Genomic DNA, 26,739 nt, shown 5'->3' with positions numbered 1-26,739 from the left:
CCGGACGAACGGGGGGGCGGTGATGACGGGGAAGGAACGACGTGGCGAACTGGTGCTGATCACCGGCCCGATGTTCGCCGGCAAGTCTGCCGCGCTGATCGCCCAGGCCGCCGCGCACGGGCCCGACGCCCTGGTGCTGAAGCCCGCCTTCGACACCCGCGATGGAGCGGCGGTCATCGCCAGCCGAGACCGCACCCGCGTCGAGGCGCTCGCCGTGGCCGACTGGCCAGACGCTGCCGCCGGCCGCACCGTGCTGGTCATCGACGAAGTCCAGTTCATGGTCCCGCCCCACTATGCCGGGGATATCGTGGCCGACATCGGGCGTGCGGTCGCCGCCGGCGCCCGGGTGACCGTCGGCGGCCTGGACACCGACTACCTGCGCCGCCCGTTCGACACCATCACCCGCCTGTCCGCCTGCGCCGACCGGCACCTCGTCCTCCGTGCCCGCTGCCACATCTGCGAACAGCTGGCGATGTGGACCGCCAAGAAAACCGAGACCGGCAAACGGCTGGAATTGGGAGACGACGATCTCTACGAGGCGCGGTGCGAGGAGCACTGGACGGAACCGGCGCGGTGACAATGGGGCGGAGCAACCCCGGTAAAGCCGACAGTTGTCAGGGATCACGCATGGTCGCATCGTCGTGCGTCAGCATTTCATAACGATACGAACAGAGAAGGAATCCGCTTGGTTTTGCCGCTGAGTCGACAGTGGGGCCCTTACCGTACCGCGTTCGACGCGCGCACTTGCCTTGCCAGGTTCGTTGACAAGGTATGCGGACCTGATGTCGGGATTGTCTGGGCCGCCGACGGCGACATTTACGCGTTGCGGGCACCGCGCCGCGATAGCGAGAACTTTGGGGATATAATCGTCTTCCAGTGGCTTCCGGCGGCAGTTGTCGTGTCGAAAAAGCCTCCCAGCGGCTTCTGGAATGAGGCCAGGGAGTTCATCAAGGGTGCGCTGACAGCAGAGGGAAGCGCCTTGACCATTCAGGGGCAGGCACAAATGGCTGTGGGGCAGGCCGTGAACCGCGTCGTCGGACGAATGGCGACGTCCCATCGCGACGATGGCCTTGGCGTAGCGCTCGACGTTGTCTGCGTGGGTCTGTCGCTTGCACTGATCCCGACGGGATTGGGTGTCCTTGCAGCGCTTGGATTATTTGGTGGGACGCTGCTGCTGATCACTGATGGAACATCTTATGGGATGGAACTCGCTGGGGATAATGAACGGGCAGAGGCTTTCAAAATTAATACGGAGAAGATTCGAATCTTTGCGACGATCGCCACTTTGCCCGACGCGCTGTGGGGCGAAATGAAAGCGCTCCAAGAGTTGAATGAGGTGAAGAAACTACGTGCAATAGATCGTGGGACTGCTGCGTCAGCTGATGCACTTGCTCAGCGCTCGGCTGATTCGGTTCGTGCAAAGAAATATGAACAGATAGCTGAGCGTGCAAATCTGCGATCACAGATACGAAGTCAGCAAATCTCTGGGTCGTTGAAGTATGAAGTTTCTCCACGTGGAGCTGGCCTTGGATCAGCTCTTCTTCTACTAAAAGAAGAAATGGGAAACGATGATTCATCTTTACGGGCGTTACTACAGCGCCTCCAGATTCATACTGTGACGGCAGGCCGATGATTAATTCAAGTAGTTTGAGAGCAGCATCGTCAGGTTACCTGATATCTTTGGCGCTGGGCTGTGTCGGGATTGCCCTGTTCGGCATTGCTCTAGGTGAGCTTATACAGCCCCGATCAGCAGATGCGGGCGGAACATTAGGAACAATCGGTGAGATACTGGCTTTCGCGATTCTATTCGCGATCCGGTTAGTTTTCTGGTCAAGAATTTCAAGCATGATGCAAAATATCGTCAGAGCATTCGTGACGATCGTTATGATCCTCTCGGTTTTTGCTAATTTTGGTCTTCTGGGGCTAACGCTGTTTGGATCAATCCAAGGGAACGAGTCGACCGGGGCCGTTGTCTTCACGATCATCGGCGCGATAACTCAGATCGCGACGGTTATATGGCTGATAAAATATCGGCGTGAATGACGAGTAGCTGAGAATTCTGGGCGCTTCAACAATAGCATTCCTTCCAATATTTGAACGTGTAAAGTAAACGCCATCGTAAAGTAGATCGTCAGCCATCGACCGTGGCTAAGGCTACAATTTGGTCCGTTTCTGGGCGGCAACGCCATCTGTCGCTCGGCTGATACCAATTTCTAGTAGTGGAACGCTGCGTCGTTCATGACCCCATGCTCGGTAGAGCAGAGCTGCAAGATTGAACGCTGCCGCCGCGCCGCGGCACCGGAAATGCTTGCGCTCCAGGAATTAACCCGCCCAGAACCCTCGAAAAGTCGCATCGAATCCTTGGCGCGGTCGTGCCTAGTCGCCGGCCATCACCACTCCAAACTACCGTCAGACACCGTCAGATATCAGTCTCGGTAGCCTCCCGACGACTGCATCCGGATGCCCCGCGCCGACCGCACGAAGCATCCGGTAGCGGTTCAGCAGGTCGTCGCGGCTCGCCGAAGCGTCCGGTTCGACGCGCCTATAGCGCGCCGCCCTTCCGCCCGACTGCGGCGCCAAGCCGCAGCCGCAGCGCGTTCAGCTTGATGAAGCCCTGCGCGTCGATCTGGTCGTAGGCGCCCTGGTCGTCTTCGAACGTCACCACCCGCGTATCGTACAGGCTGTTCGGGCTCTCCCGGCCGGTCACGATCACATTGCCCTTGTAGAGCTTCAGCATCACCCGGCCGGTCACGCTCGCCTGGCTGGCGTCGATCAGGGCCTGCAGCATGCGGCGCTCCGGGCTGAACCAGAACCCGTTATAGATCAGCGACGCGTAGCGCGGCATCAGGCTGTCCTTGAGATGCCCGGCCTCGCGATCCAGCGTGATGGTTTCCATGTTCCGGTGCGCGGTCAGCAGGATCGTGCCGCCGGGCGTCTCGTAGATGCCGCGCGATTTCATCCCCACGAACCGGTTCTCGACCAGGTCCAGCCGCCCGATCCCGTTCGCACGGCCAAGCTCGTTCAGCTTGGTCAGCAACGCTGCCGGCCCGAGCGTCACGCCATTGACCGCCACCGCGTCGCCATGAGCGAAGTCGATGCTGATCTCGGTTGCGACATCGGGCGCCGCTTCCGGGCTGATCGTCCGCTGATACACGCTCTCGTCCGGCGCTACCGCGGGATCCTCGAGGATCTTTCCCTCCGACGATGAGTGCAGCAGGTTCGCATCCACCGAGAACGGCGCCTCGCCGCGCTTGTCGCGCGAGATCGGGATCTGGTGCTCTTCGGCGAATGCCAGCAGCTTGGTCCGGCTGGTCAGGTCCCATTCCCGCCAGGGCGCGATCACCTTCACGTCCGGCTTCAGCGCGTAGTAGCTGAGCTCGAACCTGACCTGGTCGTTGCCCTTGCCGGTCGCGCCGTGCGCCACCGCATCGGCGCCGACCATCTCGGCGATCTCGATCTGCCGCTGGGCGATCAGCGGCCGCGCGATCGAGGTGCCGAGCAGGTACTGGCCCTCGTAGAGGGTGTTGGCGCGGAACATCGGGAACACGAAGTCCCGCACGAAAACGTCGCGCAAATCCTCGACAAAGATCTGCTTCACGCCGGCTGCCTCGGCCTTCCGGCGCGCGGGCTCGAGCTCCTCGCCCTGTCCGAGATCGGCGGTGAAGGTCACCACCTCGCAGCCGTAGTTGGTTTGCAGCCAGCGCAGGATGACGCTGGTATCGAGGCCGCCCGAATAGGCGAGCACGACCTTCTTGACGTCCTTGATAGCCATGCGGGCTCCTGAGTGCGACGGGTTGGCGTGTGTGGCCGTTCCCCTAGCACCGGGTATGCCACCGGAGAAGCGGCGGCGCGATCGGACAAGAAAACGTCAGGCAGCGCGGGTGCAACCACGGCACGCCGATGTTGCTTGACCGTATTCACAAATCCGGGGCGGCAACACGTGCGAGATCATGTCCTTGCTTCGATGCCGGTGCTGGTTGCAGCCATCCCGGTCCGCGACGAGGAGGACCGCATCGCCGACTGCCTGCAGGCGCTTGCCGCGCAGCAGGATGCCTGCCTCGACCATGTCGTGCTCCTGCTCAACAACTGCACCGACCACACCGCTGCCATCGTCCGCGCGGCGGCACCGACCCTCCCGTTCGGGGTCACCTGCGCGGAACGGAGTTATCCAGCGGCCAATGCCCATGCGGGTACTGCGCGGCGAGAGGCGATGTCACTCGCGGCTGGGATTGCCGGCCCGGACGGCATCCTGTTCACCAGCGATGCCGATGGCCGGGTCACACCGAACTGGTTGTCCGCGAACCTCGCCGCGATGGCGCTCGGCGCCGAAGCGGTCTGCGGCCGGGCCGAGATCGACCCGGTCGAGGCCCGCGCGATCCCCGATCATCTACACGCAGACGATGCCGCCGAGGTTGCCTATGGCACCTTGCTCGACCGGATTCACGACCTGGTGGACCCCGATCCGAACGATCCATGGCCACGCCATACCGAGCATTCCGGCGCCAGTATCGCCGTCACCGTGGATGCCTGGGCCAGGGCCGGCGGGGTCCCCGGCCTCGCGTCCGGCGAGGATCGCGGCTTTCTGAAAGCACTGCGGCAGGTCGACGTGCCGATCCGCCATGCGGCTGGCGTCGTGGTAACGGTGTCCGGCCGCACTCTTGGCCGCGCGCCGGGAGGCATGGCGGAAACCATGGCGCGGCGGATCATCCGCCAGGACGAGGCGCTGGACGATAATCTCGAGCCTGCCGTCGACTGCCTGCGCCGGGCGAAGGCACGTGCCACGCTGCATGCCTTGTTCGGTTCGCGGCATCGCGCCGGGATGGCGGGTATTGCCAGCGCAAGATCCGTCAGCGGGTCTTCATGCATGGCCCTCGCGAAACAGGTCGGGCTCCCGCCAGAGCTGATCGCGCGATGGCTCGAAGAGCCGTTCTTCGGTGCAGCCTGGGCCAGGCTTGAAGCTGAGAGCCCTCTCCTGATCCGCAGGCCCGTCCCACGCGCCGATCTGGCTCGTCACCATGAGGCGGCGGAACGAATCGTCCATGCCCTGTGCCGCCAGGACCACCATGTTCCTGCACGCGCCCGGGTGGATGAACCTGTGCGATCGTCGGTGCCGTTCAGCCGCCCAGCCGGTCCAGCCGGTATCCATCTCGTCGTGCCGCCAGGCTGACGATCATGGCGGCAGCCTCGCACGCGCCGATGAACAGCGCCGCCGCCTGATCGCCGGTGCATGGGGTGTTGGTCTCGCCGGTCCAGTTCACCAGGACCACGATGCCGCCGGGTGCCAGGATACGCAGCACGCTGGCAGCCAGTTCGGCATTGTCGGCAGGCGACAGGAAATAGAGCAATTCGGAGACCAGCACCGCGTCGCAGGACCCGGCGCCGACATCGGGAAACTCGCTGGGCAGGCTGCAGCGCTGGAAGCTCACATGCTCGAATGCCGCACAGCGGGTGCGTGCACGCTTCAGTGCCGCCTCGGCGATATCGACGCCGATGACGCGTTCGGCCCGTTCCGCGAGGAAGGCGGTCATCACTCCGATCGAGCAACCCAGCTCCAGCACCTGGCCAAAGCGGCGGCCATCGAGCGCTCCCAAAGTCTCGGCATATTTCGCGCGCTCGTAGTCGCTGGTCTCGAAATTCCACGGATCCGGATTGCCCGCATACAGCCTGTCGAACACATCACCGGACCAGCTCTTGTCACTCATGGCCCGAGGAACACCTCGTAGGGGGACGCGAATACCTCAAGCAGTTCGTTCGGCAGGCGGAAGCCGTTTGGATCATCGGCGATCAGCTCGCCGTACTGGCTTTCATGCGCCTGGATCGCCAGCGCCTTGCGCGACTGGAACGGGGTCACGTCGAACCGCCACCCGGTCAATACGCCGGTATCGAGCTCGATCTCCGGTGCCAGCAGCCAGCCCCAGACCGGGTAGGCGAGAAGCCGCATCTGCTCGCGCCGCGACAAGGCGAGCCCCATCTTCCAGACGGACTCGTGGTCGCAATGCGGGTCGTGCGACCACGGCGCCAGGATGGTGTCGCAGCCATGCTCGCCGGCCAGGCTGGACAGCGTCTCCACCGCCGTTTCGAACCCGGCACCCGCATGCGGGCTCCGTGTATCCGGCAGCCGCAGGAATGCCAGCCGCGCCGGGGGCAGGCCGAGATGACAGGTGGCTGCCTCGGCCTCGGCCTCGCGCCGCGCTCGCAGACGCGCCGCCGTCCAGGTCGGTGAGCCGGGGTGGGAACCGGCGCCGTCGGTCACGATCACCACCAGCGGCGGCCGGCCCGCTGCGCAACTGGCGGCGATCAGCCCCCCGCAGCCCAGGCTTTCATCGTCGGCGTGCGGGGCCAGGATCATCGCGGTTCCCGGCACGATCTCGTCCAGCAGGCCCATCGGCAGCCCCCGGAAAATCGCCTGCGCTTCGCCGGCCTTCACGGCCGCCGCTCCGGGTCCGGCAGGTCGCGACCGGTAAACCACATCGCGGCCTCCACCAGGGTTTCGTCCGGCGCCGGCTGGCGCAGATACGTCGCCAGGTCGCGCATCACCCGTTCCGCCTGGTTGGTCTGCAGGAACCCTTGCAGCCCCAGTGCCCGCTGCGTCAGCTGGATCACCGTGAGTCCGGCCTGTTCGCAGGCAATGCGGGCCAGGTTGACCGTCGCCGCGACATCACCCGGCTCGAACATGCCGCCTTCAGCGAGCAGCGCCGCCCGCCGCGCCCACATCGACGCGGTCTCGCGCGCGATCAGCGCCTCGCCGATCCGGACCGCCTGGTGCGGATTGCCGGCGCGTCCACGCCTCGCGAGCTGGTCACGGATCGTATCCACCAGCCGATCGATCCCGCCCAGCGCCACCGCGATTCCCCGCCAGGCCCCGGCCGAGAACTCCGGCTGCCGCAGATAATCCCCCGGCGCGCCGACACGTTGTTCCGGCACGATCGGCATGCCGGTGAAGTCGCATCGTCCGGTCGCCGCTCCACGCATGCCGGTCAGCCCCCCGACGGTCGGGCTCGCGTTCCGATCGCTGCCCAGCCGCGCCACCACCATGCGCGGCGGACCGTCCGCCGGCTGGGCCGTGATCAGCGGTCGGGTCAACACGCAGGCTCCGGACGCGAACAGCTTCTCGCCGGCGAGATGTGATGTCGCTCCGGTTCCGATCAGGCGAACCGGGTCGGGCCCCTCGGTCACCCAGATGCCGAAGACATGTCCGTCGCGCACATCGTCCGCGGCCGTCGCGACCTGCGCATCGGTACCGTAATGAACGATAAGCTTGAGCGCGTTGACGTGCCCTTCGTACAATCGCCCAAGCGACAGGCTCGCACGCCCGATTGTGCGCAGCAGCGACAGCAGTGCCAGGCCGCCAGCCGGTTCCGTGCCGATCCCCTGGCCGCCCACGTGCCGCGGCAGTGGAGCCAGCAGCGCGCCGGCCGCGCGGAGCAGCCCGAAACCCTCATCGGGAAAACCACCGTCCCGATCGAGCCGTGCGGCCTCCGCGTCGAGCGCGTCGAAATGACCTGCAACGACTTCGACCAGCGCAGTCGCCGGCACAGCGTCGAACATCGAGGCCGGGATCGTCAGCCCTTGCCCGGCGGTGGGCGTGACCCGGCCCAGTCGGCGCCCGCGGTGTCGGTGCCGGTGGTCCGCTTGGGATCGTCGTTCTCTTCGCCGCTCTGCACGTCCGGGCGCGCATTCGAGAGGTCCGACTTGCCCTTCTTGGTCGCGTCACCCTTCGGCGCCCCGTGCGTGCCGCCCGGGTCGATTCCCTCGACCGGCACGTTGCCCGTAGTCTGGTTCGATGAAGCGGTCATGGCGGCTCTCCCTGTCACCGAGTGGACGCCGCGAACTGGCATCGGGTTGCGTGAAGCCGGTTCAATGTTGCGTCGGAAGACGAGCCGCATGACACGTCTCGTCCCCGCACAGTTTCCGGCTGCCTGCTATTCGAACAGGTTGGCGAAGCTCGAGGCCTGATGCTGACTCAGCATCGGCATCGCTTCCTCCATCTTGAGATTGACGTTGTCGGCATATGCGACATCCCGGATATTGTATTTCTTGAAATTCGTGGTCTTATCGACGTCCTTCGTGCGGCCGGAACTACTCATCGATTGAGAATCCGCTTCGCCATATGTTTGTGCGGTCGCATCGGTAACCGCCACCTGAGACTGGTGGTTGGCATGGCCATGGAAAAACGCGTGCTTGTAAACCCGTGCACCGTGCAGAGGCCGCTCGGAAAGCTGCAGATCGACCGTCAGCGCGAGGCCGGTCCCGGTGCCGTTGGTGAGGCCGCCGGCCAGTCCACCTGCCAATGCGCCCCGGAGAAGCTGCTGGCCTAACCCACCGCCGAGCAGGGCGGCTTCCTGGTTCTTTTCCAGCTTGCCGGCCTGAAGCACGTTGCCCTGCAGCATGTAGTCGGCCTCGTTCAGATCGCTCACGATACGATAAATCCGGTTGGCCAACCCGGCTGCCAGCGCCACGCAAATATCGATATCGGGATAGTCGGACGTGTTCCTGAAGCCCATGTAGATGGCTTTGTGGTTCACGCCGACCGGATCGAGAGAAACAGTCTCGGACATATGCGTATGGACGGTAAGGTCCGCCTGATTGACCAGCGCGTCCGTGCCGGCGCAGCCGGACGATGCCGACACCGCCAGCAACGAGGCGATCGTCGCACTACGGCCGGTAATCGGTTCCTTATCCGCCTGTGAGAGTTGAGGACCCGACAACGGGCCCGTCCGACGGCGGCCGAGGCCGTCGTCGGATGATGTGATGCTCGGACCTACAGGCGCGCGAGAGCCGGATACAGGGCGCGATAGCGGGCGAGGCCGGCGGCGTAGGCCTTGGTCGCCGCCGGGTCGGGCAGGAACGTCTCCACCCGCCTCGGCGGCGTGCAGACGAGTGCAGGGTCCTCGCCGGTGTCGGCGAGCCGGGCCAGACGCGCCGCCCCGAACGCGCCGCCATGCTCGCCGGATTCGAGCCGGTGCAGCGGCATCTCCAGCACCGATGCCAGGATGGCGATCCACGCGCCCGACCGCGAGCCGCCTCCGATCACGTCGGCTTCGGTAACCTGGGTGCCGGACGCGATCAGCGCATCGAGGCAGTCGCGCATCGAATAGGCGACGCCTTCCAGCACCGCACGCGTCATCGAGGCACGGTCGCTGTCCTGCGACAGGCGTGCGAAGCTGCCACGCACGGCACCGTCATTGTGCGGCGTCCGCTCGCCGGACAGGTAGGGCAGGAAGATCGGACCCTCCCCGATCGGGGCCCTGGCGGTTTCATGCTCGAGCTCTGCCAGCAGCGTCGCCTCGTCCCGTCCGGTCACCGAAGCCCACCACGCCAGCGAGGCCGCAGCCGACAGGGTCACGCCCATCTGGTGCCAGAGCCCGGGCAGGGCATGGCAGAAGGCATGCACCGCTGCGTCCGGATTGGGCAGGAACCGGTCCGTGGTCACGAACAGCACGCCGGATGTGCCGAGCGAGACGAACGCGCTGCCCGGCTCGATGGCGCCCAGCCCGACCGCACCCGCCGCATTGTCGCCGGCGCCGCCTGCCAGGATCGGCGGCTGGCGCATGCCCCAGCGGGTGGCCAGGTCCGCATGCATCCGTCCCGCCGGCGCACTGCCCTCGACCAGCCGCGGCATCGACGCGCGTGTCAGCCCGGTTGCCGCCAGCGCCGCATCGGACCAGTCGCGCTTGCCGACATCGAGCCACAGCGTGCCCGCCGCGTCGGACATCTCCTCGATCATCTCGCCGGTCAGCCGGTAGCGGATCCAGGCCTTCGGCAGCAGCACCGTCGCCGTGCGTGCGAAGATTTCGGGCTCGTGCTTGGCGACCCACAGCAGCTTCGGCGCGGTGAAGCCCGGCATCGCGGGATTGCCGGTGACAGCCCGAAGCTCGGGGAAGCTCGCCTCCAGCTCGACGCATTCCGCGGTCGAGCGGGTGTCGTTCCACAGGATGGCCGGACGCAGCACCGTGCCCGCTGCATCGAGCAGCACTGCCCCGTGCATCTGCCCGGACAGCCCGATGGCCCGGACCGCCGCCAGTCCGGCCGGATGATCGGCGGCCAGACGGTCGACCGCCGACAGCATCGCCTGCCACCAGGCGTCCGGTTCCTGCTCGCTGTGCCCCGGCGCCGGCCGCTGCACCTCCAGCGACACCGATGCGCTGCCCACGATGTGCTGCTCCCCGTCGACCAGCAGGGCCTTGACCGAGGAGGTACCGAAATCGATGCCGAGATACATGTCGTGCCTAATCGGAGTGCGAGTTCAGGGAACCCGGCGGTTGGTCAGAAGGAGAGGGTGGCGGCCGCGTGTTCGAGTGTCCGCTTGGCACCCACTTCGTAAAGGCTGGCAAGCCAGTGTCCGGTCCTGTCGATCAGCACCGGGTCGTCGCCGAGCTCGCCGAACAGCTGGCGGATGCCGAGCACCGGCCGTGGATCGGCACCGCCCTCGGCAGCCTTCGCCTTCAGCACCTCGGCCAGCGGGTGCCTGATCTCGATCGGCTGGCCCTGCTCGTCGTCGCCCCGGATCCGCCGGATCCAGGCCGCCAGCGCCAGGGCCAGCAAGTCGATCGACTCGCCGGCGGCCAGCCGGTCGCGGATCGGGTCGACCAGGACGTTCAGTGGCGCGTCGGTGTTGACCCGCTCGACGGTATCCCTGATGCCCGGGTTGGCGAACCGCTCGACCAGCTCCTGCTTGTAGTCGTCGAGCTCGATCCCCGGCACCGGGCGCAGCGTGGGTCCGGTCTCCCGGTCCATCAGGGCTGCCATGTAGTGCTGCATGATCGGGCTGGCGAGTGCCTCGTCGATCGTGGTGTCGGCGGTCCCGATGAGGCGTCCGAGCCCGGCGACCGCCAGGTGGCTGCCGTTCAGCAGCCGCAGCTTCATGAACTCGTACGGGGTCACGTCCTCGACGAACTGCGCGCCGACATCCTCCAGCGCCGGACGGCCCTGCACGAACCGGTCCTCGACCACCCACTGGGTGAAGCCCTCGCAGAACACCGGCCAGCGATCGGCGATGCCGTAGCGCTCGCGCAGGTCGTCGATATCCGCCTGCTTGGTGACCGGCGTGATGCGGTCGACCATGGTGTTGGGGAAGCTCGCATTGGCATTGATCCAGTCGGCCAGTGCCGGCTCGCGCAGCCGCGCGAAGCTCAGCACCGCTTCCCGCAGCACGTTGCCGTTATGCTGGATGTTGTCGCAGCTCAACGCCGTGAAGGCCGGAGCGCCCGCATCGCGGCGGCGACGATACGCCTCGACGATGATCGCCGGGGCGCTGTGCGGATGGGTCGGGTCGGCCAGATCGCGGACGATCTGCGGATGCTCCGGGTCCAGGACCTTGGTCGACCGGTTCAGGCAATAGCCGTGCTCGGTGACTGTCAGGCTCACAATCCGCACGCCGGGCTGGTCGATCTGCGCCAGCAGCGCGTCGCTGTCCTCGGCGGTGAACAGCACCCGCACGATCGAGCCGATCACCCGGACCGTCTCGGTCTCCGCGGTCCGCTCGACCAGCGTGTAGAGCCCGTCCTGCGGGATCAGGCTGTCGGCCATCCGGCGGTCGCCCGGCATCAGGATGGCGCCGGCGATGCCCCATTCCGACTGGTCCGCACGCTTGCCGATCAGTTCGTCGATGTACCGGGCCATGTGGGCGCGGTGGAAGCCGCCCAGCCCGAGATGCACGATGCCCGGCGTCACCGCCGCCGGATCGTAGCCGGGCCGGAGGATGGTGTCCGGAAGGCTGCTCAGGGTGGTGCGCTTCAGGTCGATGGCACTCATGATCCGGCCGTTCCTCTTGGTTTTCCCTAGCCAGCGTCACCACGGAGCGCCCGTCAATACCCCCTGTCGGCCCCCGGGCCGCTCGGGCTACAGCGAGGACTTCGCCCGGTTCAGCACCATGCTGCACAGCTTGGTGCGCATCTGGTCCTTCATGCCGCTCATCGACAGCGTATTTCCGCTTCCGGTCTGCAGCATGCCCTGCTGGCCCTGGGTGTACGCGGGAGAGGATGCCACGCCGCTTCGGCCGGAGAGCGCGCTCAGTGCGGTTGTCGCACCGGCACCCTGGACGTAGTTGTTCTGCACGCAGTAGCTGAGCACGCCGGCGACATTGCCGGTCGGCGCGGAAGAGACCGACGGCATTGCGTTGCCCAGCAGCCCGCCGACGCCGCCGCTCATGTTTGACATGCTCCCGCCCGAGCCGCCCAGTGACGGGATCGAATGGATCGAGGGCATCGACGGCAGGGTCTGGGCGTGCGCGTTCACGGCGAGGGCGAGAACGGTGCAAAAGCTGGCGGCAGCAACGGTCGATGAACGAATCATGCCGGGATCTCCTGAATACCGGGTGATCTAACACCCGGAGGCAGGGCCCGGTCGATTGTCCGGAGCGTCAGGCCGCGGGCCGTTCCCGCTTGCTCTCGGTGCGCAGCTGTCCGCAGGCAGCCAGGATGTCCTGGCCACGCGGCATCCGGATCGGCGATGCGAACCCCGCATCCGTCACGATCTGGGCGAACTTCATGAGCTGCTGCCGGGTCGACGGCTCGTACTGGCTGCCCGGCCACGGATTGAACGGGATCAGGTTCACCTTGGCCGGGATCCCGGCGATCAGCCGGACCAGCTCGTGCGCCTCCGCCTCGCTGTCGTTCACGCCGCGCAGCATGACGTACTCGAAGGTGATCCGGCGCGCGTTGCTCGCCGCCGGGTAGCGCCGGCAGGCGGCGATCAGTTCGGCGATCGGATATTTCCGGTTCAGCGGCACGATCTCGTCGCGCAACTCGTCGCGCACGGCGTGCAGGCTGACCGCGAGGTTGATCCCGAGTTCCTGGCCGCACCGGTCCATCATCGGCACCACGCCGGACGTGGACAGGGTGATGCGCCGGCGCGACAGGGCGATGCCCTCGTTGTCCATGACGATCCGCATCGCCTTGGCCACGTTCTCGTAGTTATAGAGCGGCTCGCCCATGCCCATCAGCACGATCGTCGAGAGCAGGCGAGGGGTGTCGCCCTGAGGGCTGGGCCACTCGTTGTAGCTGTCCCGCGCCGCCATGAACTGGCCGACGATCTCGGCGACCCCGAGGTTGCGGGCGAGCTTCTGGGTGCCGGTATGGCAGAACCGGCACGACAGGGTGCAGCCGACCTGGCTCGAGATGCAGACGGCGCCCCGGTCCTCGCGGCGATCCGGAATATAGACGGTCTCCGCCTCCTGCCCGTCGCGGAAGCGGAACAGGAACTTGCGGGTGTCGTCGGTGCTGGTCTGCACGACGGCCGCTTCCGGCCGGCCGATCACGAACCGCTCGGCCATCTTCTGCTGCAGCGGCCTGGACAGCGAGCTCATCAGGGCAAAGTCGGTCACGCCCTGATGATAGACCCAGTGCCATATCTGCTTGGTGCGGAAAGGCTTCTCGCCGATCTCGACCAGCGCCTCGGTCAGCTCCTCGCGCGACAGCCCGACGATCTCGCGGCGACCGTCCGGCAGCACCGCCGGCGGCGGCGCGAACAGGGCAGCCTTGGCCATGATCCGATCGCGCTCGGCTTCGGAAAGGTCATGCGCATCGTGCGAGATGCGAGTGATGGTCGGAGCGACGAAACTCATATGTGACTGGGCCTGAACATCGATGCCATCTGGGCGGGAGCGCATTGCGGGACAAGCACCAGGTACTTGTTGATCAACTTCCGAGTAGAATCACGGGGTGCAGGATCATTAGGAGCCAACTGTCGCATTAGCGCCACGTTCTACAAGCTTGGTGTCATGGGTTCGGGTAGGGAGGTTCGGCATGGATGAACTGGAATACAACGCCAAGCTGGATGAGCTCGATCACCTGCTCAACGATTTGGACATCGAGACCGAGCCATCCCGTATCTGGGATCTGCTTGCGGAGGTCTCTTACCACGATTTGCCGCTCCAGACCCACGCGACCTGAAGTTCAGGATTTCCGGGCGGCGATCAGGAACTCGCGGTTTCCTTCCGGACCGGTGATCGGGCTCGGCTCGATGCCGATCACGGTCCAGCCCGGCCAGGCCGCCCACCAGTCCCGGATCATCGCGCAGACTTGGTCATGAATGGCCGGGTCCCGCACGACGCCTTTTGCGCCGACCTGCCCACGTTCAGCTTCGAACTGCGGCTTGATCAACGCGACCGCCCAGGCTCCGGGCATACAGAGTTCGAGTGAAGCGGGCAGGACCGTCCGCAGTCCGATGAAGCTGGCGTCGCACACCAGCACCCCGATCGGGTCCGGCACGATGTCCGCAGTCAACGTCCGGGCGTTGACCTTCTCGTGCACGACCACCCGCGGATCGCTGCGCAGCTTCCATGCCAACTGACCGTGCCCGACATCCACCGCATGCACCCGGCTCGCGCCATGCGTCAGCAGGACGTCGGTGAAGCCGCCGGTCGAGGCACCGATATCGAGACATATGCGCTCGGCCGGCGACAGGCCGAAATGGGTGATCGCATGGTCCAGCTTCAGCCCGCCCCGCGATACCCACGGGTGCTCCTGCCCACGCACGCCGAGCGGCGCATCCTCCGCCAGCATGTCACCCGCCTTGGCCACGCGCATCTCGCCGGTGAACACCAGTCCGGCCAGGATCAGCGCCTGGGCTCGTACGCGGCTCTCGACCAGTCCGCGATCGACCAGCAGCTGATCCGCACGCGTTTTCATCGATCAGGCGAGACCTGAAACTCCGATCGTCTCCGGCGCACCGAGGGCCTGGAGTGCGGTCTGGACGATGTGGCTGGCGGACAATCCGGCGTGGATGATCTGTGCGGCGGGGGTATCGTGGTCGATGAAGCGGTCCGGCAGTGTCAGCGGCCGGACCTTGACGTGGTCGAGCAGGCCGGTGAGCGCCAGGTGGTGCATCACGATCGACCCGAAGCCGCCGGCAGCCCCTTCCTCGATGGTGATCAGCACCGCGTGGTTGCGGGCCAGCTGCTCGATCAGCGCGGTGTCGATCGGCTTGGCGAAGCGCGCATCCACCACCGTCGGCGGCAGCCCGCGTGCGGCCAGCTCGTCCGCGGCCTTGAGCGTCTCGCCGAGGCGCGAGCCCAGGCTGAGCAGCGCGATGCCGCCCTGCTCGCGGCCCTGCTGGCGTCCGGCCTCGCGCACGATGCGCCCACGCCCGATCTCCAGGAGGCTGCCGCGTGCCGGCAGCGCCTGCAGCCCGAGCCCGTTGCCGCGCGGGTAGCGCAGCGCGATCGGACCGGCATCGAATGCCGCCGCCGTCGCGGTCATGTGCAGCAGCTCGATCTCGTCGGACGGCGCCATGATGGTCATGCCCGGCAGGCAGCCGAGATAGTTCAGGTCGAACGCACCGGCGTGCGTGGCGCCGTCAGCGCCGACCAGCCCGGCCCGGTCGATCGCGAACCGAACCGGCAGGTTCTGCAGCACCACGTCGTGCACCACCTGGTCGTAGGCGCGCTGCAGGAAGGTCGAGTAGATCGCCACGAACGGACGCAGGCCCTCGGTCGCCATGCCGGCGGCAAAGGTCACCGCATGCTGCTCGGCGATGCCGACATCGAAGAACCGGTCCGGATAGGCCTTGGCGAATGCGTCCAGCCCGGTGCCGGACGGCATCGCGGCGGTGATCGCCACGATGCTCTCGTCGTCGCCGGCGCACGCGGTCAGCTCGCGGCCGAACACCGCGGTGAAGGTCGGCGGCCCCGGCGGCGTCTTGGCCTGCTCGCCGGTGACCACGTTGAACTTGGCGACCGCGTGATACTTGTCGCCGGACGCCTCGGCGGGCGCGTAGCCGCGACCCTTCTGGGTGATCACGTGCAGCAGCACCGGGCCGGCCTCGTCGGCATCGCGCAGGTTGCGCAGCACCGGCATCAGGTGGTCGAGGTTATGGCCGTCGATCGGGCCGATATAGTAGAAGCCCAGCTCCTCGAACAACGTGCCGCCGGTCAGCAGGCCACGCGCATACTCGTCCGCCCGCTTGGCGGTGCGCTCGATGCCGCTGGGCAGCCGCCTGGCCACCTTGCCGGCGAGGTCGCGCAGGCTGAGGAACTTCTGGCTCGACATCAGCCGCGACAGGTAGGCCGACATCGCGCCGACCGGCGGGGCGATCGACATCTCGTTGTCGTTCAGCACCACGATCAGCCGGGCCTTGGACGAGCCGGCATTGTTCATCGCCTCGTAGGCCATGCCGGCCGAGATGGCGCCGTCGCCGATCACCGCGATCACATGGCGGTCGCGCACCGTGGCGCGGCCCTGGCTCTCCAGGATGTCGTGCGCCACCGCCATGCCGAGGCCGGCCGAGATCGAGGTCGACGAGTGCGCCGCACCGAACGGGTCGTAGGCGCTCTCGGAGCGCCGGGTGAAGCCGGACAGGCCGCCGGGCTGGCGCAGGGTGCGGATGCGCTCGCGCCGCTCGGTCAGGATCTTGTGCGGATAGGTCTGGTGGCCGACATCCCAGATCAGCCGGTCGTCGGGGGTGTCGAACACCGCATGCAGCGCCACCGTCAGCTCGACCACGCCGAGCGAGGCGCCCAGGTGCCCGCCGGTGGTCGACACCGTGTCCAGCGTCTCCCCACGCAGCTCATCCGCCACCTGCCGCAACTGCTCGATCGACAGGTTGCGCAGGTCGCGCGGTGACCGAACACGGTCGAGGAGGGGGTATTTGCCAGGGTTCATCGCGCTGATCTCACTACTGGTCCGGGATCCCGGCTCAATTCCGACGCTCGACCACGTAACGCGCGAGCGCCCGCAACCCATCCGCTTCCGCTCCGAAGCCGGCGAGTGCCTTGGTAGCCTGTCGCGCCAGCCGCTCCGCTTCGGCACGGGCGCCATCGATACCGAGCAACGCCACGAACGTCGATTTGCCTGCCTCGGCATCCTTGCCAGCCGTCTTTCCGAGTTCCTCGGCGCTTGCCGTCGCATCCAGAACGTCGTCGGCGACCTGGAATGCCGCGCCCAGATCCCGGCCATAGGCGGCGACCCGGTCGCGGACCTCGGGCCCGGCACGGCCCAGGATCGCGCCGGCTTCCGCGCTGTAGCGAATCAGCCGACCGGTCTTCAGCGCGTGCAGCCGCTCGATCGCTGCAAGCGGCAATGCATGGCCTTCGCCTTCCATGTCGATCATCTGCCCGCCGACCATTCCGGCCGCGCCGGACGCATCGGCCAGCGCCACCACCAGCGCGATCCGCGCCTCGGCGTCGGGATGGGTCGCAGGGTCTGCGATGGTCGCGAAGGCCAGCGTCTGCAGCGCATCGCCGGCCAGGATCGCGGTCGCCTCGTCGAACTTGATATGCGTCGAGGGCTGGCCGCGACGCAGGTCGTCATCGTCCATCGCCGGCAGGTCGTCATGCACCAGCGAGTAGGCGTGCAGCATTTCGGCCGAGGCCGCAGCGCGGAGCGCACCCTCCGGTTCGGCATCGAAGAGTGCGGCCACTTCCATCACCAGGAACCCGCGGAGCCGCTTGCCGCCGCCCAGTGTCGCATAGCGCATGGCCTCGATCAGCCTGGCCTCTCCGCCCTCGACCGACGGCATGAGGGCCCCCAGCATCCGCTCGATCGCGGTCGCGCGGCTTGCAAGCGAGGTCCTCAGTGCGGACGCCGCAACGACGCCGGCGTGCGACTCCGCATGCACATGCGGCGCATCAGCCGGGCCGGAAGGAATCCCACCGGACGTCTCGGCCGCCCCGATATCGGCGGACCCATGCTGCCCGATCGCGCCGGGAGCCGGGTTCGAACCTGCCAAACCGGACGGGATGCCGGTGGGAGTCAGTTCGTTCATGTCGGCTTCAATCCAGCTTCTGCATCGCCAGCGTGCCGTCCGCCCGCTCGACGATCGCCTGCACCCTGGCTTCCGCCTCGCCCAGCTTGGTCTCGCAATGCCGGCGCAGGGCGGCGCCCCGTTCGTAGGAAGCGATCGCGTCCTCCAGCTTCTGCTGGCCGCCCTCGAGCCCGCGCACGATCTTTTCCAATTCGCTCAATGCGTCCTCGAAGGAGAGCGACGACAGACTGTCAGACATCCTGGCTCCGGGGCGTGCATTGTGACGGTAGGGGCAAAAACAGGGCGGGCGAGATCCGCATGATGGCGACGGAGTAACGCCAACCCCGGCCGGGTGGAAGGCTTCTCTCCGCAAACCCGACCCTCACCCGCGGATCGGCCAGGTCAGGCCGGCGGGTCGGACCGGCGGCGGATCGTGAAACTCAGCACCCCCGCTTCCTCGCCGAAAGCGACGAGTGCGTGACCGGTCTCGCGACAGAACGCATGGAAATCCTGCACCGCCGCCCGATCGGTCGCCAGCACGCGGAGCCTGGATCCTTCCGGCATGCCGCGCAGCATCCGGTTGGCCCGCAGCACCGGCAACGGGCAGCTCAACCCCTTCACGTCGAGCAACAGCTCGGGCGCCGGGGGGCGCGGGGCGCCGGTGGATGGTGAAGCTGCGGATGGGCCGGCCGATTGTGCAGTGTCGTCCATCGCGTCATCATACCGGCGAACCTGAAGGCGTGGCGAGGCGGACATGGCGGATTTTCGGGTCGGGATCGACTTCGGCGGAACCAAGATCGAGATTGCGGTGCTCGGGGACGACGGCAAGGAAACGCTGCGGCGTCGGGTGCCCAACCCCCGCGACTACGAGAGCGCGGTCAATGCGGTGCGCGAACTGGTCGAAGGCGCGGAACTCGAGTTGGGCGGCAAGGCGACCGTGGGCGTCGGCATTCCCGGCGCTGTCAGCCCGGATACCGGACTGGTCAAGAACGCCAACTCGACCTGGATGAACGGCCGGCCGTTCGCCCGCGACCTGACCGCGGCGCTGGCCCGCGAAGTGCGCGTCGAGAACGACGCCAACTGCTTCGCGCTGTCCGAGGCGGTCGATGGTGCCGGTGCCGGGCACTCGATCGTGTTCGGGGTGATCCTCGGCACCGGGGTCGGCGGCGGCATCGTCGTCAACGAGCGGGTCCTGGTCGGCCGGCACAGCATCGCCGGCGAATGGGGACACACGCCGCTGCCCTGGCCCAGCCTCTCCGAGGTTCCCGGCCCCACCTGCTTCTGCGGCAATACCGGTTGCACCGAGCGCTATCTGTGCGGATCGGCGCTGGCCATGGATTGCGACGGCCCGGGCCACCAGGATGCGAGCAAGATCCCCGAGCGCGCCGAGGCCGGCGACCAGAAGGCGATCGCGGCACTGGATCGCCATGCCGAGCGCCTGGCCCGGGGCCTCGCCCAGATCATCAATATCCTGGACCCGCATGCGATCGTGCTGGGCGGCGGCCTGTCCAACATGAAGCACCTGTACAGCAAGGTGCCGCCGCTGCTGCAGCGGCACGTCGTCAGCCCGCAATGCACGACCCCGATCCTGCCGAACCTGCATGGCGACAGCTCCGGCGTGCGTGGCGCGGCTTGGCTCTGGCCGCGCGACATCCACCGCACCTATCGCACCAGCGGAAGCTGAAGCGGAAGTATGACGCCCCCGAACGGCAGAACAAGGATCCATGGATGACGACGCGCCACCTGATCGATCCCGAACTGCTGGTCGGGCTCGAGATGTTCCCGGCCAGATCGTTCTCGCTCGAGACCCTGCCGATGATCCGGCGGGAGATGCTGGAGATGGGCGACGTGCTTCCGCCGCATGATGCGTCTCTGGCCGCGCTAGTCGTGCATCGTATCGGGGCCATCGAGGTGCGCGTCTTCACCCCGCACGGTGGCGAGGAGGATACGTTACATCCGGCCCTGCTGCATCTGCATGGCGGCGGCTACGTAGTCGGTGCCGCCCGTAGCCAGGACGCGGCCCATGCGTCGCTGGCCGCCGAGCTCGGCTGCGTGATCGCCTCGGTCGAGTATCGTCTCGCGCCGGAAACACCTCATCCGGGGCCGGTCGAGGATGCCTATGCCGGGCTGAAGTTCCTGTTCGAGGAGGCCCGTTCGCTCGGTGTCGACCGCACCCGCATCGCGGTCGGCGGCGAGAGCGCCGGCGGTGGCCTGGCCGCTGCCCTGGCCCTGCTGGCGCGCGATCGCGACGAGGTGCCGATCGTGTTCCAGCACCTGATCTACCCGATGCTGGACGATCGCACCGGCACCCTTGGCGAACCCCATCCATTCGCCGGCGAGTTCGTCTGGACGCCGGAATTCAACCGGTTCGGCTGGGCCTCGCTGCTGGGTCACGAGCCTGGCCTGCCGACCACCTCGCCGTACGCGGCGCCTGCCCGCGCCGCGGACCTGTCGCGGTTACCGCCCGCCTTCATCTCGGTCGGCGCGCTCGACCTGTTCATCGACGAGGACGTCGAGTACGCGCGCCGCCTGGTCCGTGCCGGCGTGCCCACCGAGCTGCATGTGTTTCCGGGTGCGTTCCACGGGTTCGACATGGTGCCGACGTCGCGGACCTCCGCCGTTGCTCGCAACCGGTCCCGCGCCGCATTGCGCCGGGCCTTGCATCCACGCTGACCGCCGGGCTGCCGCTACCGGCCCACGAACGAGAGCAACCAGTGCCCGCCATCGCCCCGATACAAGTCGCCTGCTTCATCTGCGGGGCCCAGGCCATGCTGCCCGACGAGAAGCCATCGCATGCGGATTTTGACTGTCCGGACTGCGGCCGGCTCCGGGTCACCGGCCGGGCGATGTTCGTGTTTCCGCCGTCCGCGATGCGCGCCTTCGATCGTCCCTGGCTGTCCGCGAAGGCCCGCGCGATCACCGCGACGCCCCAGAGCGGCAACCGCAAGCTGGTCAACGATTTGTGGCTGCATCACTGGCGCCTGGTGACGCTGCTCATGGTCGATCACGGCATCACCGAAGCCGAGGCGCAGGCGCATCTGGAGCGTTATCCCGATGCCGATACCACCAACGAGAGTGTTCTAGCCCTGGTCGGGCGTGGTCTTACCGGGGCCTGAGCGACCCCAGGACAGCAGCGCCTGATCAGGCCGCCATGGCTGCCGCCCGTGCGGCGAGCTTCTCTTCCTCGGTCCAGACTTTGTGCTCCCGCTGCTTCTGCGGCTTGACCTGCTTGACCGGTCCGCCGCCCAGCACGGGCGGGCGCATGGTCGAGTTCCGCGCCGCTTCCGAATGCCACTGGTGATCGGCCTGGACGGTGAGGGCGCGACCGATTTCCCGCTCAACGTCATGCAGCCATGCGCGCTGCTCGACATCGCAGAGCGTGATTGCGAAGCCGTTGCGCCCTGCGCGGCCGGTGCGGCCGATGCGGTGGACATAGCTCTCCGGCAGGCTCGGCAGGTCGTGGTTGAACACGTGCGTCACCGTGTCGACGTCGATGCCGCGCGCCGCGATATCCGTCGCTACCAGCACCTGCACGGTCCCGGTGCGAAAGGCGTCCAGTGCGCGCTCTCGCTGGCCCTGTGACCTGTTGCCATGCAGGGCCTCGGCGGTGATCCCCGCCTCGACGATGAAGGCGCAGACGTCGTTGGCGATGTTCTTCTGCAGCGTGAACACCACGCCCTGGCCGATTCCCGGGGTTCGCAGCAGCTCGATCAGCGCCGCCTTCTTGTCGGCCGCATCGATGAACATGACCGACTGCTCGATCCGGTCGACGGTGGTCGAGGGCGGGGCGATCTCGACCTTTGCCGGATCGCGCAGCAGGCTTTCGGCCAGAAGCGCGATCGATTTCGGCATCGTTGCCGAGAACAGCAGCGTGTGCCGGTCCTTCGGCATCGTCGCGACGATCCGCTCGATCGGCCTGGCAAAACCCATATCGAGCATCTGGTCGGCCTCATCCAGCACCAGCGCCTCGAGCTGCGACAGGTCGCAGAGACCCTGGTCGATCAGGTCCAGCAACCGTCCCGGTGCGGCGACGATGATGTCCACCCCGGCCTTGAGTGCATTGACCTGGTGGAACTGGCTGACGCCGCCGAAGATCGTGGTGACGCTGAGCTGCAGATGGCGGCCGAAGGTCTCGAAGCCGGCGGCGATCTGAGAGACCAGTTCACGCGTGGGCGCGAGCACCAGGATCCGGGCACCGCCCTTCGGCGCCGGCCGGGGATCCGCGGACAGGCGGTGCAGCAGCGGCAGAGCGAAGGCGGCGGTCTTGCCTGTACCGGTCTGGGCCATGCCGAGCACGTCGCGGCCTTCCAGCAGCATCGGGATCGACTGAGCCTGGATGGGGGTCGGGTTGGCATATCCTTCCTCGGCGAGTGCGCGCAGCAGGGCAGGCGCCAGGGCGAGATCGGCGAACGTCATGGACATGGTCGAGCGGCGCCTCCGGCGCTGAAAAAGGGTGCGCCTGATCGGGCTTCGCTGGTTCGGAGCGCAGCCATTTACGAATAATGCTGCACTGCGTCAATGCGAATGAGTGCTGGCGGGTGTGGTCGGTATCGCCACTCGTGCCCGTCGCCGACCAAGCGCGGCACCGCCGCGCATAATGCCGGCGCGGGCCGCTTAAGCGGAGGTCGGGCAGCGTGCAGGAACGGACGTGGCTCTTGCCCGAAGCAGCTGCTCCGCCGAGCTGACCCAGGAGGTCGCGCTCCTCGACGTCCCGTTGAGGACCGAACCTCCGCACGTGGGCGGTGGCTGTTTATCTTAGGTCCCTTAATCACCGGATAGGTTAGAGCTCGACCACGCCTGCAACTGCTTCCGACGCAGGAAGCGGGCGTTGTCTGAAGCCACATGGATCAGCAAGCGCTCGGGCGATCTCGCGCCGTTAGCATCCAACCCCGAGACCCGGTTCGGCGCTGCATTCCACCGCCGGCACGGTCAGGCGCTATGCGGTGGCTAATCCTTCAAGCAGCCGGGCTATTGTCTCCGCTCCCGGATCGGGCACATCCCGCAAGGCGGCTTCCGGCACGTAGCTCGCCCGTCCAGCCCCGGCCAGCCCCATGCGTCGGGTCGCGTTCGCACCGTCCCGCGCGGCTTGTGCCGCCTCGGCGAGCCCCGCACCGCCCTGCAGCGCGTCGAGTGCCGGTTCGAGCGCGTCGATCATGGTCCGGTCGCCAGGTCCGGCACCACCATGCGACTTCATCCGCTCCAGGCCGGCGCGCAACGCACGTGCCCAATGCGGATCATCCGCCTGCGCCGTCGCGGCAGCGGTGAACATGATCGACAGCAGCACACCGCTCGATCCGCCGGCGCTGGATGCGAGCAATCGGCCCAGTGCCGCGAACAGGGCTGCGTCGTCCGCCAACGGCAGCCGGTCGATCGCCCCGGCGATGACCTGGGCGGCATGGGTGAAGGTGGAACCGGTATCCCCGTCGCCGATGCGGGCGTCGATCGCGTTGATCTCGGTTTCCATGCCCGCCAGGAGCCGGGCTGCGTTCAGGATCAGACTGCGCCGCACCGGTTCGTTCGACGCCTCGTGTTGCAGAGCGTCGAGCAGTTTCGGCGCCTGCACCGTGGCCGGTGGTGCGAACAGACGCGCCGCGGGCCAGGCCGCCACCGTGCAGGGTGACAGCAATGCCGTCCTGCGATCGGTCGTCAGCGGCAGCACCGACAGCGAGAAGCCGTTCATGTCGAGCGCCGTCATCATCGGCGCCGGCCCGATCACCAGCTCGATCCGGCTCGCCAGCGGCGTGCGCCGGAGCGCGTCGAGCAACAGGTTCATCTCGATCGGCGGCACCGTGCCGAGGTTGTTCAACAGCATGACCAGCGGCGCATCGGTGTCCGGCAGCGCCTGCGCGAGCCGGGCCGCCGCGCGCTGCATTAGCGCATCGGCGTTTTCCATCGGGAGCGTCTCGGCGCCGGGTTCGCCATGGATGCCGAGCCCCAGCTCGAACTGGTCGGGCCCCAGCCGCGACGTGCCGGCATCCCGATCGGTGTAGGCATCGCAATCCGACAGCGACAGGCCGATCGACGCGGTATCCGCAGCGACCGCCCGTGCCGCCGCGGCGATCTCGCCGAGCGCATGGCCCTGCTGCGCCATGAAGCCGGCGATCCGGTGCACGAACAATGTCCCGGCGAGCCCACGCGGGCGGGCCTGATCGGGCAGGGCGATATCGTCGGCGACCGTTACCGTCTCGACCCGCAGCCCGAGGGCGCGCGCCTGTTCCGCCGCCAGTCCGAAATTGAGCCGGTCGCCGGTATAGTTCTTGATCACCAGCAGGCATCCGGCCTCGCCGGTGACAGCCACGATGGCGGCGAGCACCGCATCCACCGGCGGCGAGGCGAAGATGTCGCCGCAGATGGCGGCGTCCAGCATCCCGGGCCCGACGAAGCCGGCATGGGCGGGTTCGTGGCCGGAGCCGCCGCCCGACACGATCGCGACACGCGATCGGTCCGGCTCGCGTGCCAGCACCACCCGACTCCCCGGACCGCTTGCCAGCCTGGCCAGGCCGGCACCGGCCGACGAGGCCAGGAAGCCGTCGATCGCCTGATCGACCAGTGTCTCGCGAGAATTCAGGAACCGCTTCATGTGCGCTGCCGCTTTCTGTTCGTGGTCAGGCGTCGATATCGCTCGACAGATGGGTCGGGTTGAACCCGGTGCCGGTGATCAGGTCGGTCAACACGGCCACGGCGACCGATCGATCGATGCCGGCCTGCTCGGCCTCGATCAGCATCTGCTGCAGCCGCGGCAGCAGCCAGTCATGGGCGGGCGTATCGGTCATGATGCGGCTCTCCGGTTGCGGTGGGACATCTCGTACAAGGCCAGGACCACCAGCACGGTCAGGCTGCCGAGCACGATCTGCGGCCGGGTGGATGCATCGAATGCCATTGCGGCGAGCACGGCCAGGATCACTGCGATGGTCGCCCAGGACAGGCCGGGAAACAGCCACATCGCGAAGGCCGGCCGTTGTCCGGTGCGCTGCATCCGCGTGCGCAGGCGGATCTGCGCCAGCGCGATCAGCAGGTAGGCGAACAGGATCAGCGCACCGGACGCGTTCAGCAGGAAGGCGAACACCCGGTCAGGCGAGATCGTCGAGGCGATCGCCACCACCACGCCGACTGCGCTGCCCGCGATGATCGCCCGCCTCGGCACGCCGGCGGCCCCGGTGCGCACCAGCCAGCGCGGCGCGTCGCCATGCGCCGCCATCTCGAACAGTACCCGGGAGGTCACATACAGTGCCGAGTTCAGGCACGACATCACCGCGACCAGCACGATGATCGACATCGCCGTGGCAGCACCCGGAATGCCGAGCCGGTCCATCGCCGCAACGAACGGCGAGTGCCCCGGAACCAGCTCGCGCCACGGCACCACGCACAGGATCAGCAAAACCGAACTCAGGTAGAACAGCAGTACCCGCAGCGCCACCGTGTTGGTGGCACGGGCGACGTTGCGCCCAGGATCGTTCGATTCCGCCGCCGCCACCGTCGCGATCTCGCTGCCGGTATACTGGAAGACGATGGTCGGGATGATCGCCAGTACCGCGCCGATCCCGTGCGGCAGGAAGCCGCCGCCGGTCCAGAGGTGGCTCACGCTGGCCTGGCCGGGGCCGAACAATCCGGCCAGCGCCGCGATGCACACCGCGCAGAACACCACGATCGCCAGGATCTTCAGCGTCGAGAACCAGAACTCGAACTCGCCGTAGCTCTTCACCGAAACCAGGTTGGTCGCGGTCATCGACAGCACCAGCAGCAGTCCGAGCACCGTGCGCGGCAGCGGCACCCAGGCCGACAGGATGGCCGACCCGCCGATCGCCTCCGCCGCCACGACGATTGCCCAGAACAGCCAGTAGATCCAGCCGGCGACGAATGCGGCCCGGCCGCCGAGGCCGCGCCTGATATGGCCGATGAACGAGCCGGCGCCCGGTTCGGCGATCGCCATCTCGCCCAGCATCCGCATCACCAGCAGCGCCACCGTGCCGGCCAGCAGGTAGCTCAGCAGCACGCCCGGGCCGGAGCCGGCGATCGCGGCCGAGCTGCCGACGAACAGCCCGGCGCCGATCACCCCGCCGATCGAGATCATGGTGACGTGGCGGGGCCGCAGGCTGTGGGAGAGGGTGGCGAGTTCGGCCGGCGCCATGCCGGGGCGGGACGCGTCGCTCAGCAATGGCGCGGCTTCGTGGTGGGGGTGAAGCTGCTCAGGGTGCCGTGCATGGTGAACTCGCCGAAATTCATGTCGAGCCGGTCCGATACGCCGTTCTCGAAGTAGCGCATGCCGAGCTCGTAGTCGGGCGTGATGGTGCTGGGCTTGCGGGCAAAGAACGACACGTGCACCCGGCCGGATGCCTGCGATGCCAGGCTCGGATACTGGCTGTCAGACGGCGCCGCGTGCCAGCCGAGGATGGTCACGTAGCTGTCGGTCGGACCGTCCGCGCTGGTACCGTCGAACAGTACCGGATCGATGCTTTTACGGCCCTCGCGCGCGGCCTGGATGATCGCCTCGGTATGCGCCATCGGGAACAGGGTGCCGCGCGGCAGCGACATGGTCGACGGGTGCGGCAGGGTGAAGTGGATCACGCCATCGCCCTTGGCATCGACGCTGGCCTCGCCGCGCACCTGCTGGGTCAGGCTGCCATTGTCCCGCTCCTGCATGTCGAAGGTGAGGTGCTTGCCGTCCTTGCTCTCGAGCGTGGCGTAGTCCGAGACCATGTCGCTGGCCTGTCCCTCGCGCGTGACGAGCTGCAGCTTGAGCTGCTGCTGGCTGGCCCAGCCGCTGCAGGCATCGATCACCTGGAAACTCATGCTCCCCGACGCCGCCACGGTGCTGCCGCCATGCGTCGACGCCAGCGCCAGATCGTACACCGCGCGGTGCGCCGCGAGCGGCACCGGACCGGTGGCTTCGTGCCCCGGAACCATTGCGGGAGCCGCACGGGCTGCTCCGGACGAGACGACAAAGCACGCCGCAACCAGAAATCCGGCAGCTAGCGGGGGCAAAGCGGCACGCCCATGGACAGTCGGTCTATGCATGCGGCTGACACTCCGGATCTGGTCGGTGCCAGCGTAGCACCG

28 protein-coding genes are annotated in these 26,739 nt (G+C 67.2%); 8 read left to right on the top strand and 20 right to left on the bottom strand.

Annotated elements, in window-relative coordinates; translation table 11 throughout:
* The first annotated feature begins 22 nt into the window (after window positions 1–22).
* From HN018_RS17675 to HN018_RS17665, 3 genes are all read left to right on the top strand, one after another.
* On the top strand, window positions 23–577 hold the full coding sequence (locus HN018_RS17675; protein ID WP_171835339.1) for a thymidine kinase: 555 nt from the start codon (window positions 23–25) through the stop codon (window positions 575–577).
* Between the two features lie 108 nt (window positions 578–685).
* The gene (locus tag HN018_RS17670; RefSeq protein WP_171835236.1) at window positions 686–1,633 is read left to right on the top strand and encodes a hypothetical protein; all 948 of its coding nucleotides are present in this window, start codon (window positions 686–688) and stop codon (window positions 1,631–1,633) included.
* A complete protein-coding gene (locus tag HN018_RS17665) occupies window positions 1,630–2,043 on the top strand; it encodes a hypothetical protein (protein WP_171835235.1) in 414 nt (137 codons plus the stop codon). Before HN018_RS17670 ends, HN018_RS17665 begins: the two co-directional genes overlap by 4 nt.
* Window positions 2,044–2,542: 499 nt before the next feature.
* Here HN018_RS17665 and HN018_RS17660 read toward each other — a convergent pair whose 3' ends face one another.
* Window positions 2,543–3,772 carry an argininosuccinate synthase gene (locus HN018_RS17660; protein WP_171835234.1) on the bottom strand — a complete coding sequence of 410 codons (1,230 nt, stop codon included), beginning with the start codon at window positions 3,770–3,772 and terminating at the stop codon, window positions 2,543–2,545.
* Window positions 3,773–3,940: 168 nt separating this feature from the next.
* Here HN018_RS17660 and HN018_RS17655 point away from each other — a divergent pair, with 168 nt between their 5' ends.
* Entirely contained in the window at window positions 3,941–5,167 is a 1,227-nt protein-coding gene (locus tag HN018_RS17655) for a glycosyltransferase family A protein (RefSeq protein ID WP_239478794.1), read from the top strand.
* Here the strand turns inward: HN018_RS17655 and HN018_RS17650 are convergent.
* The 9 genes from HN018_RS17650 to rlmN all read right to left on the bottom strand — a co-directional run bounded on the left by HN018_RS17650 (window position 5,115) and on the right by rlmN (window position 13,564).
* On the bottom strand, window positions 5,115–5,702 hold the full coding sequence (locus HN018_RS17650) for a class I SAM-dependent DNA methyltransferase (RefSeq protein WP_171835233.1): 588 nt from the start codon (window positions 5,700–5,702) through the stop codon (window positions 5,115–5,117). The two genes, HN018_RS17655 and HN018_RS17650, sit on opposite strands and share 53 nt — an antisense overlap.
* Window positions 5,699–6,427, bottom strand: a complete 729-nt coding sequence (locus tag HN018_RS17645) for a PIG-L deacetylase family protein (protein WP_239478793.1) — start codon at window positions 6,425–6,427, stop codon at window positions 5,699–5,701. Before HN018_RS17645 ends, HN018_RS17650 begins: the two co-directional genes overlap by 4 nt.
* The gene (locus HN018_RS17640) at window positions 6,424–7,548 is read right to left on the bottom strand and encodes an acyl-CoA dehydrogenase family protein (RefSeq protein ID WP_171835232.1); all 1,125 of its coding nucleotides are present in this window, start codon (window positions 7,546–7,548) and stop codon (window positions 6,424–6,426) included. The genes HN018_RS17645 and HN018_RS17640 overlap by 4 nt, the downstream gene beginning before the upstream one ends.
* A 14-nt stretch (window positions 7,549–7,562) precedes the next feature.
* Window positions 7,563–7,796: a hypothetical protein gene (locus tag HN018_RS17635; protein ID WP_171835231.1), complete on the bottom strand. Its 234-nt coding sequence runs from the start codon at window positions 7,794–7,796 to the stop codon at window positions 7,563–7,565.
* Window positions 7,797–7,922: 126 nt separating this feature from the next.
* Complete coding sequence (traT, locus tag HN018_RS17630) at window positions 7,923–8,630, bottom strand: complement resistance protein TraT (protein ID WP_239479337.1); 708 nt, start codon at window positions 8,628–8,630, stop codon at window positions 7,923–7,925.
* A gap of 131 nt (window positions 8,631–8,761) precedes the next feature.
* On the bottom strand, window positions 8,762–10,222 hold the full coding sequence (gene xylB, locus HN018_RS17625) for a xylulokinase (protein ID WP_171835229.1): 1,461 nt from the start codon (window positions 10,220–10,222) through the stop codon (window positions 8,762–8,764).
* A gap of 44 nt (window positions 10,223–10,266) precedes the next feature.
* Window positions 10,267–11,754, bottom strand: a complete 1,488-nt coding sequence (locus HN018_RS17620) for a mannitol dehydrogenase family protein (protein WP_171835228.1) — start codon at window positions 11,752–11,754, stop codon at window positions 10,267–10,269.
* An 87-nt stretch (window positions 11,755–11,841) separates the two neighbouring features.
* Window positions 11,842–12,294, bottom strand: coding sequence for a YjjA family protein (locus tag HN018_RS17615; protein ID WP_171835227.1), 453 nt, complete (start codon window positions 12,292–12,294; stop codon window positions 11,842–11,844).
* 67 nt (window positions 12,295–12,361) lie between these two features.
* On the bottom strand, window positions 12,362–13,564 hold the full coding sequence (rlmN, locus tag HN018_RS17610; RefSeq protein ID WP_171835226.1) for a 23S rRNA (adenine(2503)-C(2))-methyltransferase RlmN: 1,203 nt from the start codon (window positions 13,562–13,564) through the stop codon (window positions 12,362–12,364).
* 181 nt (window positions 13,565–13,745) lie between these two features.
* On the opposite strand from rlmN, the gene HN018_RS17605 reads away from it, so the two are divergent.
* A complete protein-coding gene (locus tag HN018_RS17605) occupies window positions 13,746–13,892 on the top strand; it encodes a peptide chain release factor 1 (RefSeq protein WP_171835225.1) in 147 nt (48 codons plus the stop codon).
* A 3-nt stretch (window positions 13,893–13,895) separates the two neighbouring features.
* Here the strand turns inward: HN018_RS17605 and HN018_RS17600 are convergent, their stop codons facing one another.
* The 5 genes from HN018_RS17600 to HN018_RS17580 all read right to left on the bottom strand — a co-directional run bounded on the left by HN018_RS17600 (window position 13,896) and on the right by HN018_RS17580 (window position 18,315).
* A complete protein-coding gene (locus HN018_RS17600) occupies window positions 13,896–14,630 on the bottom strand; it encodes a TlyA family RNA methyltransferase (protein WP_171835224.1) in 735 nt (244 codons plus the stop codon).
* A gap of 3 nt (window positions 14,631–14,633) precedes the next feature.
* On the bottom strand, window positions 14,634–16,601 hold the full coding sequence (dxs, locus tag HN018_RS17595) for a 1-deoxy-D-xylulose-5-phosphate synthase (RefSeq protein WP_172443489.1): 1,968 nt from the start codon (window positions 16,599–16,601) through the stop codon (window positions 14,634–14,636).
* A 34-nt stretch (window positions 16,602–16,635) separates the two neighbouring features.
* The gene (locus HN018_RS17590; RefSeq protein WP_171833477.1) at window positions 16,636–17,472 is read right to left on the bottom strand and encodes a polyprenyl synthetase family protein; all 837 of its coding nucleotides are present in this window, start codon (window positions 17,470–17,472) and stop codon (window positions 16,636–16,638) included.
* Window positions 17,473–17,710: 238 nt separating this feature from the next.
* On the bottom strand, window positions 17,711–17,941 hold the full coding sequence (locus HN018_RS17585; protein ID WP_171832867.1) for an exodeoxyribonuclease VII small subunit: 231 nt from the start codon (window positions 17,939–17,941) through the stop codon (window positions 17,711–17,713).
* A 143-nt stretch (window positions 17,942–18,084) separates the two neighbouring features.
* Window positions 18,085–18,315, bottom strand: a complete 231-nt coding sequence (locus tag HN018_RS17580; protein ID WP_239479336.1) for a sulfurtransferase TusA family protein — start codon at window positions 18,313–18,315, stop codon at window positions 18,085–18,087.
* A 121-nt stretch (window positions 18,316–18,436) separates the two neighbouring features.
* On the opposite strand from HN018_RS17580, the gene HN018_RS17575 reads away from it, so the two are divergent.
* From HN018_RS17575 to HN018_RS17565, 3 genes are read left to right on the top strand one after another with little or no spacing between them, the layout of a single operon-like run.
* Entirely contained in the window at window positions 18,437–19,366 is a 930-nt protein-coding gene (locus HN018_RS17575) for an ROK family protein (protein ID WP_171832869.1), read from the top strand.
* Between the two features lie 44 nt (window positions 19,367–19,410).
* Window positions 19,411–20,355 (top strand): alpha/beta hydrolase, encoded by a 945-nt coding sequence (locus HN018_RS17570; protein WP_171832870.1) that lies wholly within the window; start codon window positions 19,411–19,413, stop codon window positions 20,353–20,355.
* A 41-nt stretch (window positions 20,356–20,396) separates the two neighbouring features.
* The gene (locus tag HN018_RS17565) at window positions 20,397–20,798 is read left to right on the top strand and encodes a hypothetical protein (RefSeq protein WP_171832871.1); all 402 of its coding nucleotides are present in this window, start codon (window positions 20,397–20,399) and stop codon (window positions 20,796–20,798) included.
* Window positions 20,799–20,823: 25 nt separating this feature from the next.
* On the opposite strand, the gene HN018_RS17560 is transcribed toward HN018_RS17565, so the two are convergent.
* The 5 genes from HN018_RS17560 to HN018_RS17540 all read right to left on the bottom strand — a co-directional run bounded on the left by HN018_RS17560 (window position 20,824) and on the right by HN018_RS17540 (window position 26,697).
* Window positions 20,824–22,104 (bottom strand): DEAD/DEAH box helicase, encoded by a 1,281-nt coding sequence (locus HN018_RS17560; RefSeq protein WP_171832872.1) that lies wholly within the window; start codon window positions 22,102–22,104, stop codon window positions 20,824–20,826.
* Window positions 22,105–22,618: 514 nt separating this feature from the next.
* A complete protein-coding gene (locus HN018_RS17555; RefSeq protein ID WP_171832873.1) occupies window positions 22,619–24,262 on the bottom strand; it encodes a dihydroxyacetone kinase subunit DhaK in 1,644 nt (547 codons plus the stop codon).
* Window positions 24,263–24,287: 25 nt separating this feature from the next.
* Window positions 24,288–24,455 (bottom strand): hypothetical protein, encoded by a 168-nt coding sequence (locus HN018_RS17550; protein WP_171832874.1) that lies wholly within the window; start codon window positions 24,453–24,455, stop codon window positions 24,288–24,290.
* Window positions 24,452–25,837, bottom strand: a complete 1,386-nt coding sequence (locus HN018_RS17545; RefSeq protein WP_239478791.1) for an amino acid permease — start codon at window positions 25,835–25,837, stop codon at window positions 24,452–24,454. The genes HN018_RS17550 and HN018_RS17545 overlap by 4 nt, the downstream gene beginning before the upstream one ends.
* The gene (locus HN018_RS17540; RefSeq protein ID WP_171832875.1) at window positions 25,831–26,697 is read right to left on the bottom strand and encodes a cell envelope integrity EipB family protein; all 867 of its coding nucleotides are present in this window, start codon (window positions 26,695–26,697) and stop codon (window positions 25,831–25,833) included. The genes HN018_RS17545 and HN018_RS17540 overlap by 7 nt, the downstream gene beginning before the upstream one ends.
* Window positions 26,698–26,739: the final 42 nt, after the last annotated feature.

The sequence above is a fragment of the Lichenicola cladoniae genome (assembly GCF_013201075.1).
Lineage (GTDB): Bacteria > Pseudomonadota > Alphaproteobacteria > Acetobacterales > Acetobacteraceae > Lichenicola > Lichenicola cladoniae.
The sequence above is the reverse complement of the archived record's forward strand: the minus strand, read 5'-3'. Positions and strand labels throughout refer to the sequence as shown.

What these genes read in the sequence shown, in the direction of transcription:
- HN018_RS17660 (WP_171835234.1), bottom strand. Translation starts at nt 3,772, where the DNA reads ATGGCTATCAAGGACGTCAAGAAGGTCGTGCTCGCCTATTCGGGCGGC.
- HN018_RS17675 (WP_171835339.1), top strand. Translation starts at nt 23, where the DNA reads ATGACGGGGAAGGAACGACGTGGCGAACTGGTGCTGATCACCGGCCCG.
- HN018_RS17555 (WP_171832873.1), bottom strand. Translation starts at nt 24,262, where the DNA reads ATGAAGCGGTTCCTGAATTCTCGCGAGACACTGGTCGATCAGGCGATC.
- HN018_RS17650 (WP_171835233.1), bottom strand. Translation starts at nt 5,702, where the DNA reads ATGAGTGACAAGAGCTGGTCCGGTGATGTGTTCGACAGGCTGTATGCG.
- HN018_RS17605 (WP_171835225.1), top strand. Translation starts at nt 13,746, where the DNA reads ATGGATGAACTGGAATACAACGCCAAGCTGGATGAGCTCGATCACCTG.
- HN018_RS17600 (WP_171835224.1), bottom strand. Translation starts at nt 14,630, where the DNA reads ATGAAAACGCGTGCGGATCAGCTGCTGGTCGATCGCGGACTGGTCGAG.
- HN018_RS17590 (WP_171833477.1), bottom strand. Translation starts at nt 17,472, where the DNA reads ATGCTGGGGGCCCTCATGCCGTCGGTCGAGGGCGGAGAGGCCAGGCTG.
- HN018_RS17615 (WP_171835227.1), bottom strand. Translation starts at nt 12,294, where the DNA reads ATGATTCGTTCATCGACCGTTGCTGCCGCCAGCTTTTGCACCGTTCTC.
- HN018_RS17560 (WP_171832872.1), bottom strand. Translation starts at nt 22,104, where the DNA reads ATGTCCATGACGTTCGCCGATCTCGCCCTGGCGCCTGCCCTGCTGCGC.
- HN018_RS17635 (WP_171835231.1), bottom strand. Translation starts at nt 7,796, where the DNA reads ATGACCGCTTCATCGAACCAGACTACGGGCAACGTGCCGGTCGAGGGA.
- HN018_RS17620 (WP_171835228.1), bottom strand. Translation starts at nt 11,754, where the DNA reads ATGAGTGCCATCGACCTGAAGCGCACCACCCTGAGCAGCCTTCCGGAC.
- HN018_RS17570 (WP_171832870.1), top strand. Translation starts at nt 19,411, where the DNA reads ATGACGACGCGCCACCTGATCGATCCCGAACTGCTGGTCGGGCTCGAG.
- HN018_RS17575 (WP_171832869.1), top strand. Translation starts at nt 18,437, where the DNA reads ATGGCGGATTTTCGGGTCGGGATCGACTTCGGCGGAACCAAGATCGAG.
- HN018_RS17640 (WP_171835232.1), bottom strand. Translation starts at nt 7,548, where the DNA reads ATGTTCGACGCTGTGCCGGCGACTGCGCTGGTCGAAGTCGTTGCAGGT.
- dxs (WP_172443489.1), bottom strand. Translation starts at nt 16,601, where the DNA reads ATGAACCCTGGCAAATACCCCCTCCTCGACCGTGTTCGGTCACCGCGC.
- HN018_RS17550 (WP_171832874.1), bottom strand. Translation starts at nt 24,455, where the DNA reads ATGACCGATACGCCCGCCCATGACTGGCTGCTGCCGCGGCTGCAGCAG.
- HN018_RS17540 (WP_171832875.1), bottom strand. Translation starts at nt 26,697, where the DNA reads ATGCATAGACCGACTGTCCATGGGCGTGCCGCTTTGCCCCCGCTAGCT.
- HN018_RS17665 (WP_171835235.1), top strand. Translation starts at nt 1,630, where the DNA reads ATGATTAATTCAAGTAGTTTGAGAGCAGCATCGTCAGGTTACCTGATA.
- xylB (WP_171835229.1), bottom strand. Translation starts at nt 10,222, where the DNA reads ATGTATCTCGGCATCGATTTCGGTACCTCCTCGGTCAAGGCCCTGCTG.
- HN018_RS17585 (WP_171832867.1), bottom strand. Translation starts at nt 17,941, where the DNA reads ATGTCTGACAGTCTGTCGTCGCTCTCCTTCGAGGACGCATTGAGCGAA.
- rlmN (WP_171835226.1), bottom strand. Translation starts at nt 13,564, where the DNA reads ATGAGTTTCGTCGCTCCGACCATCACTCGCATCTCGCACGATGCGCAT.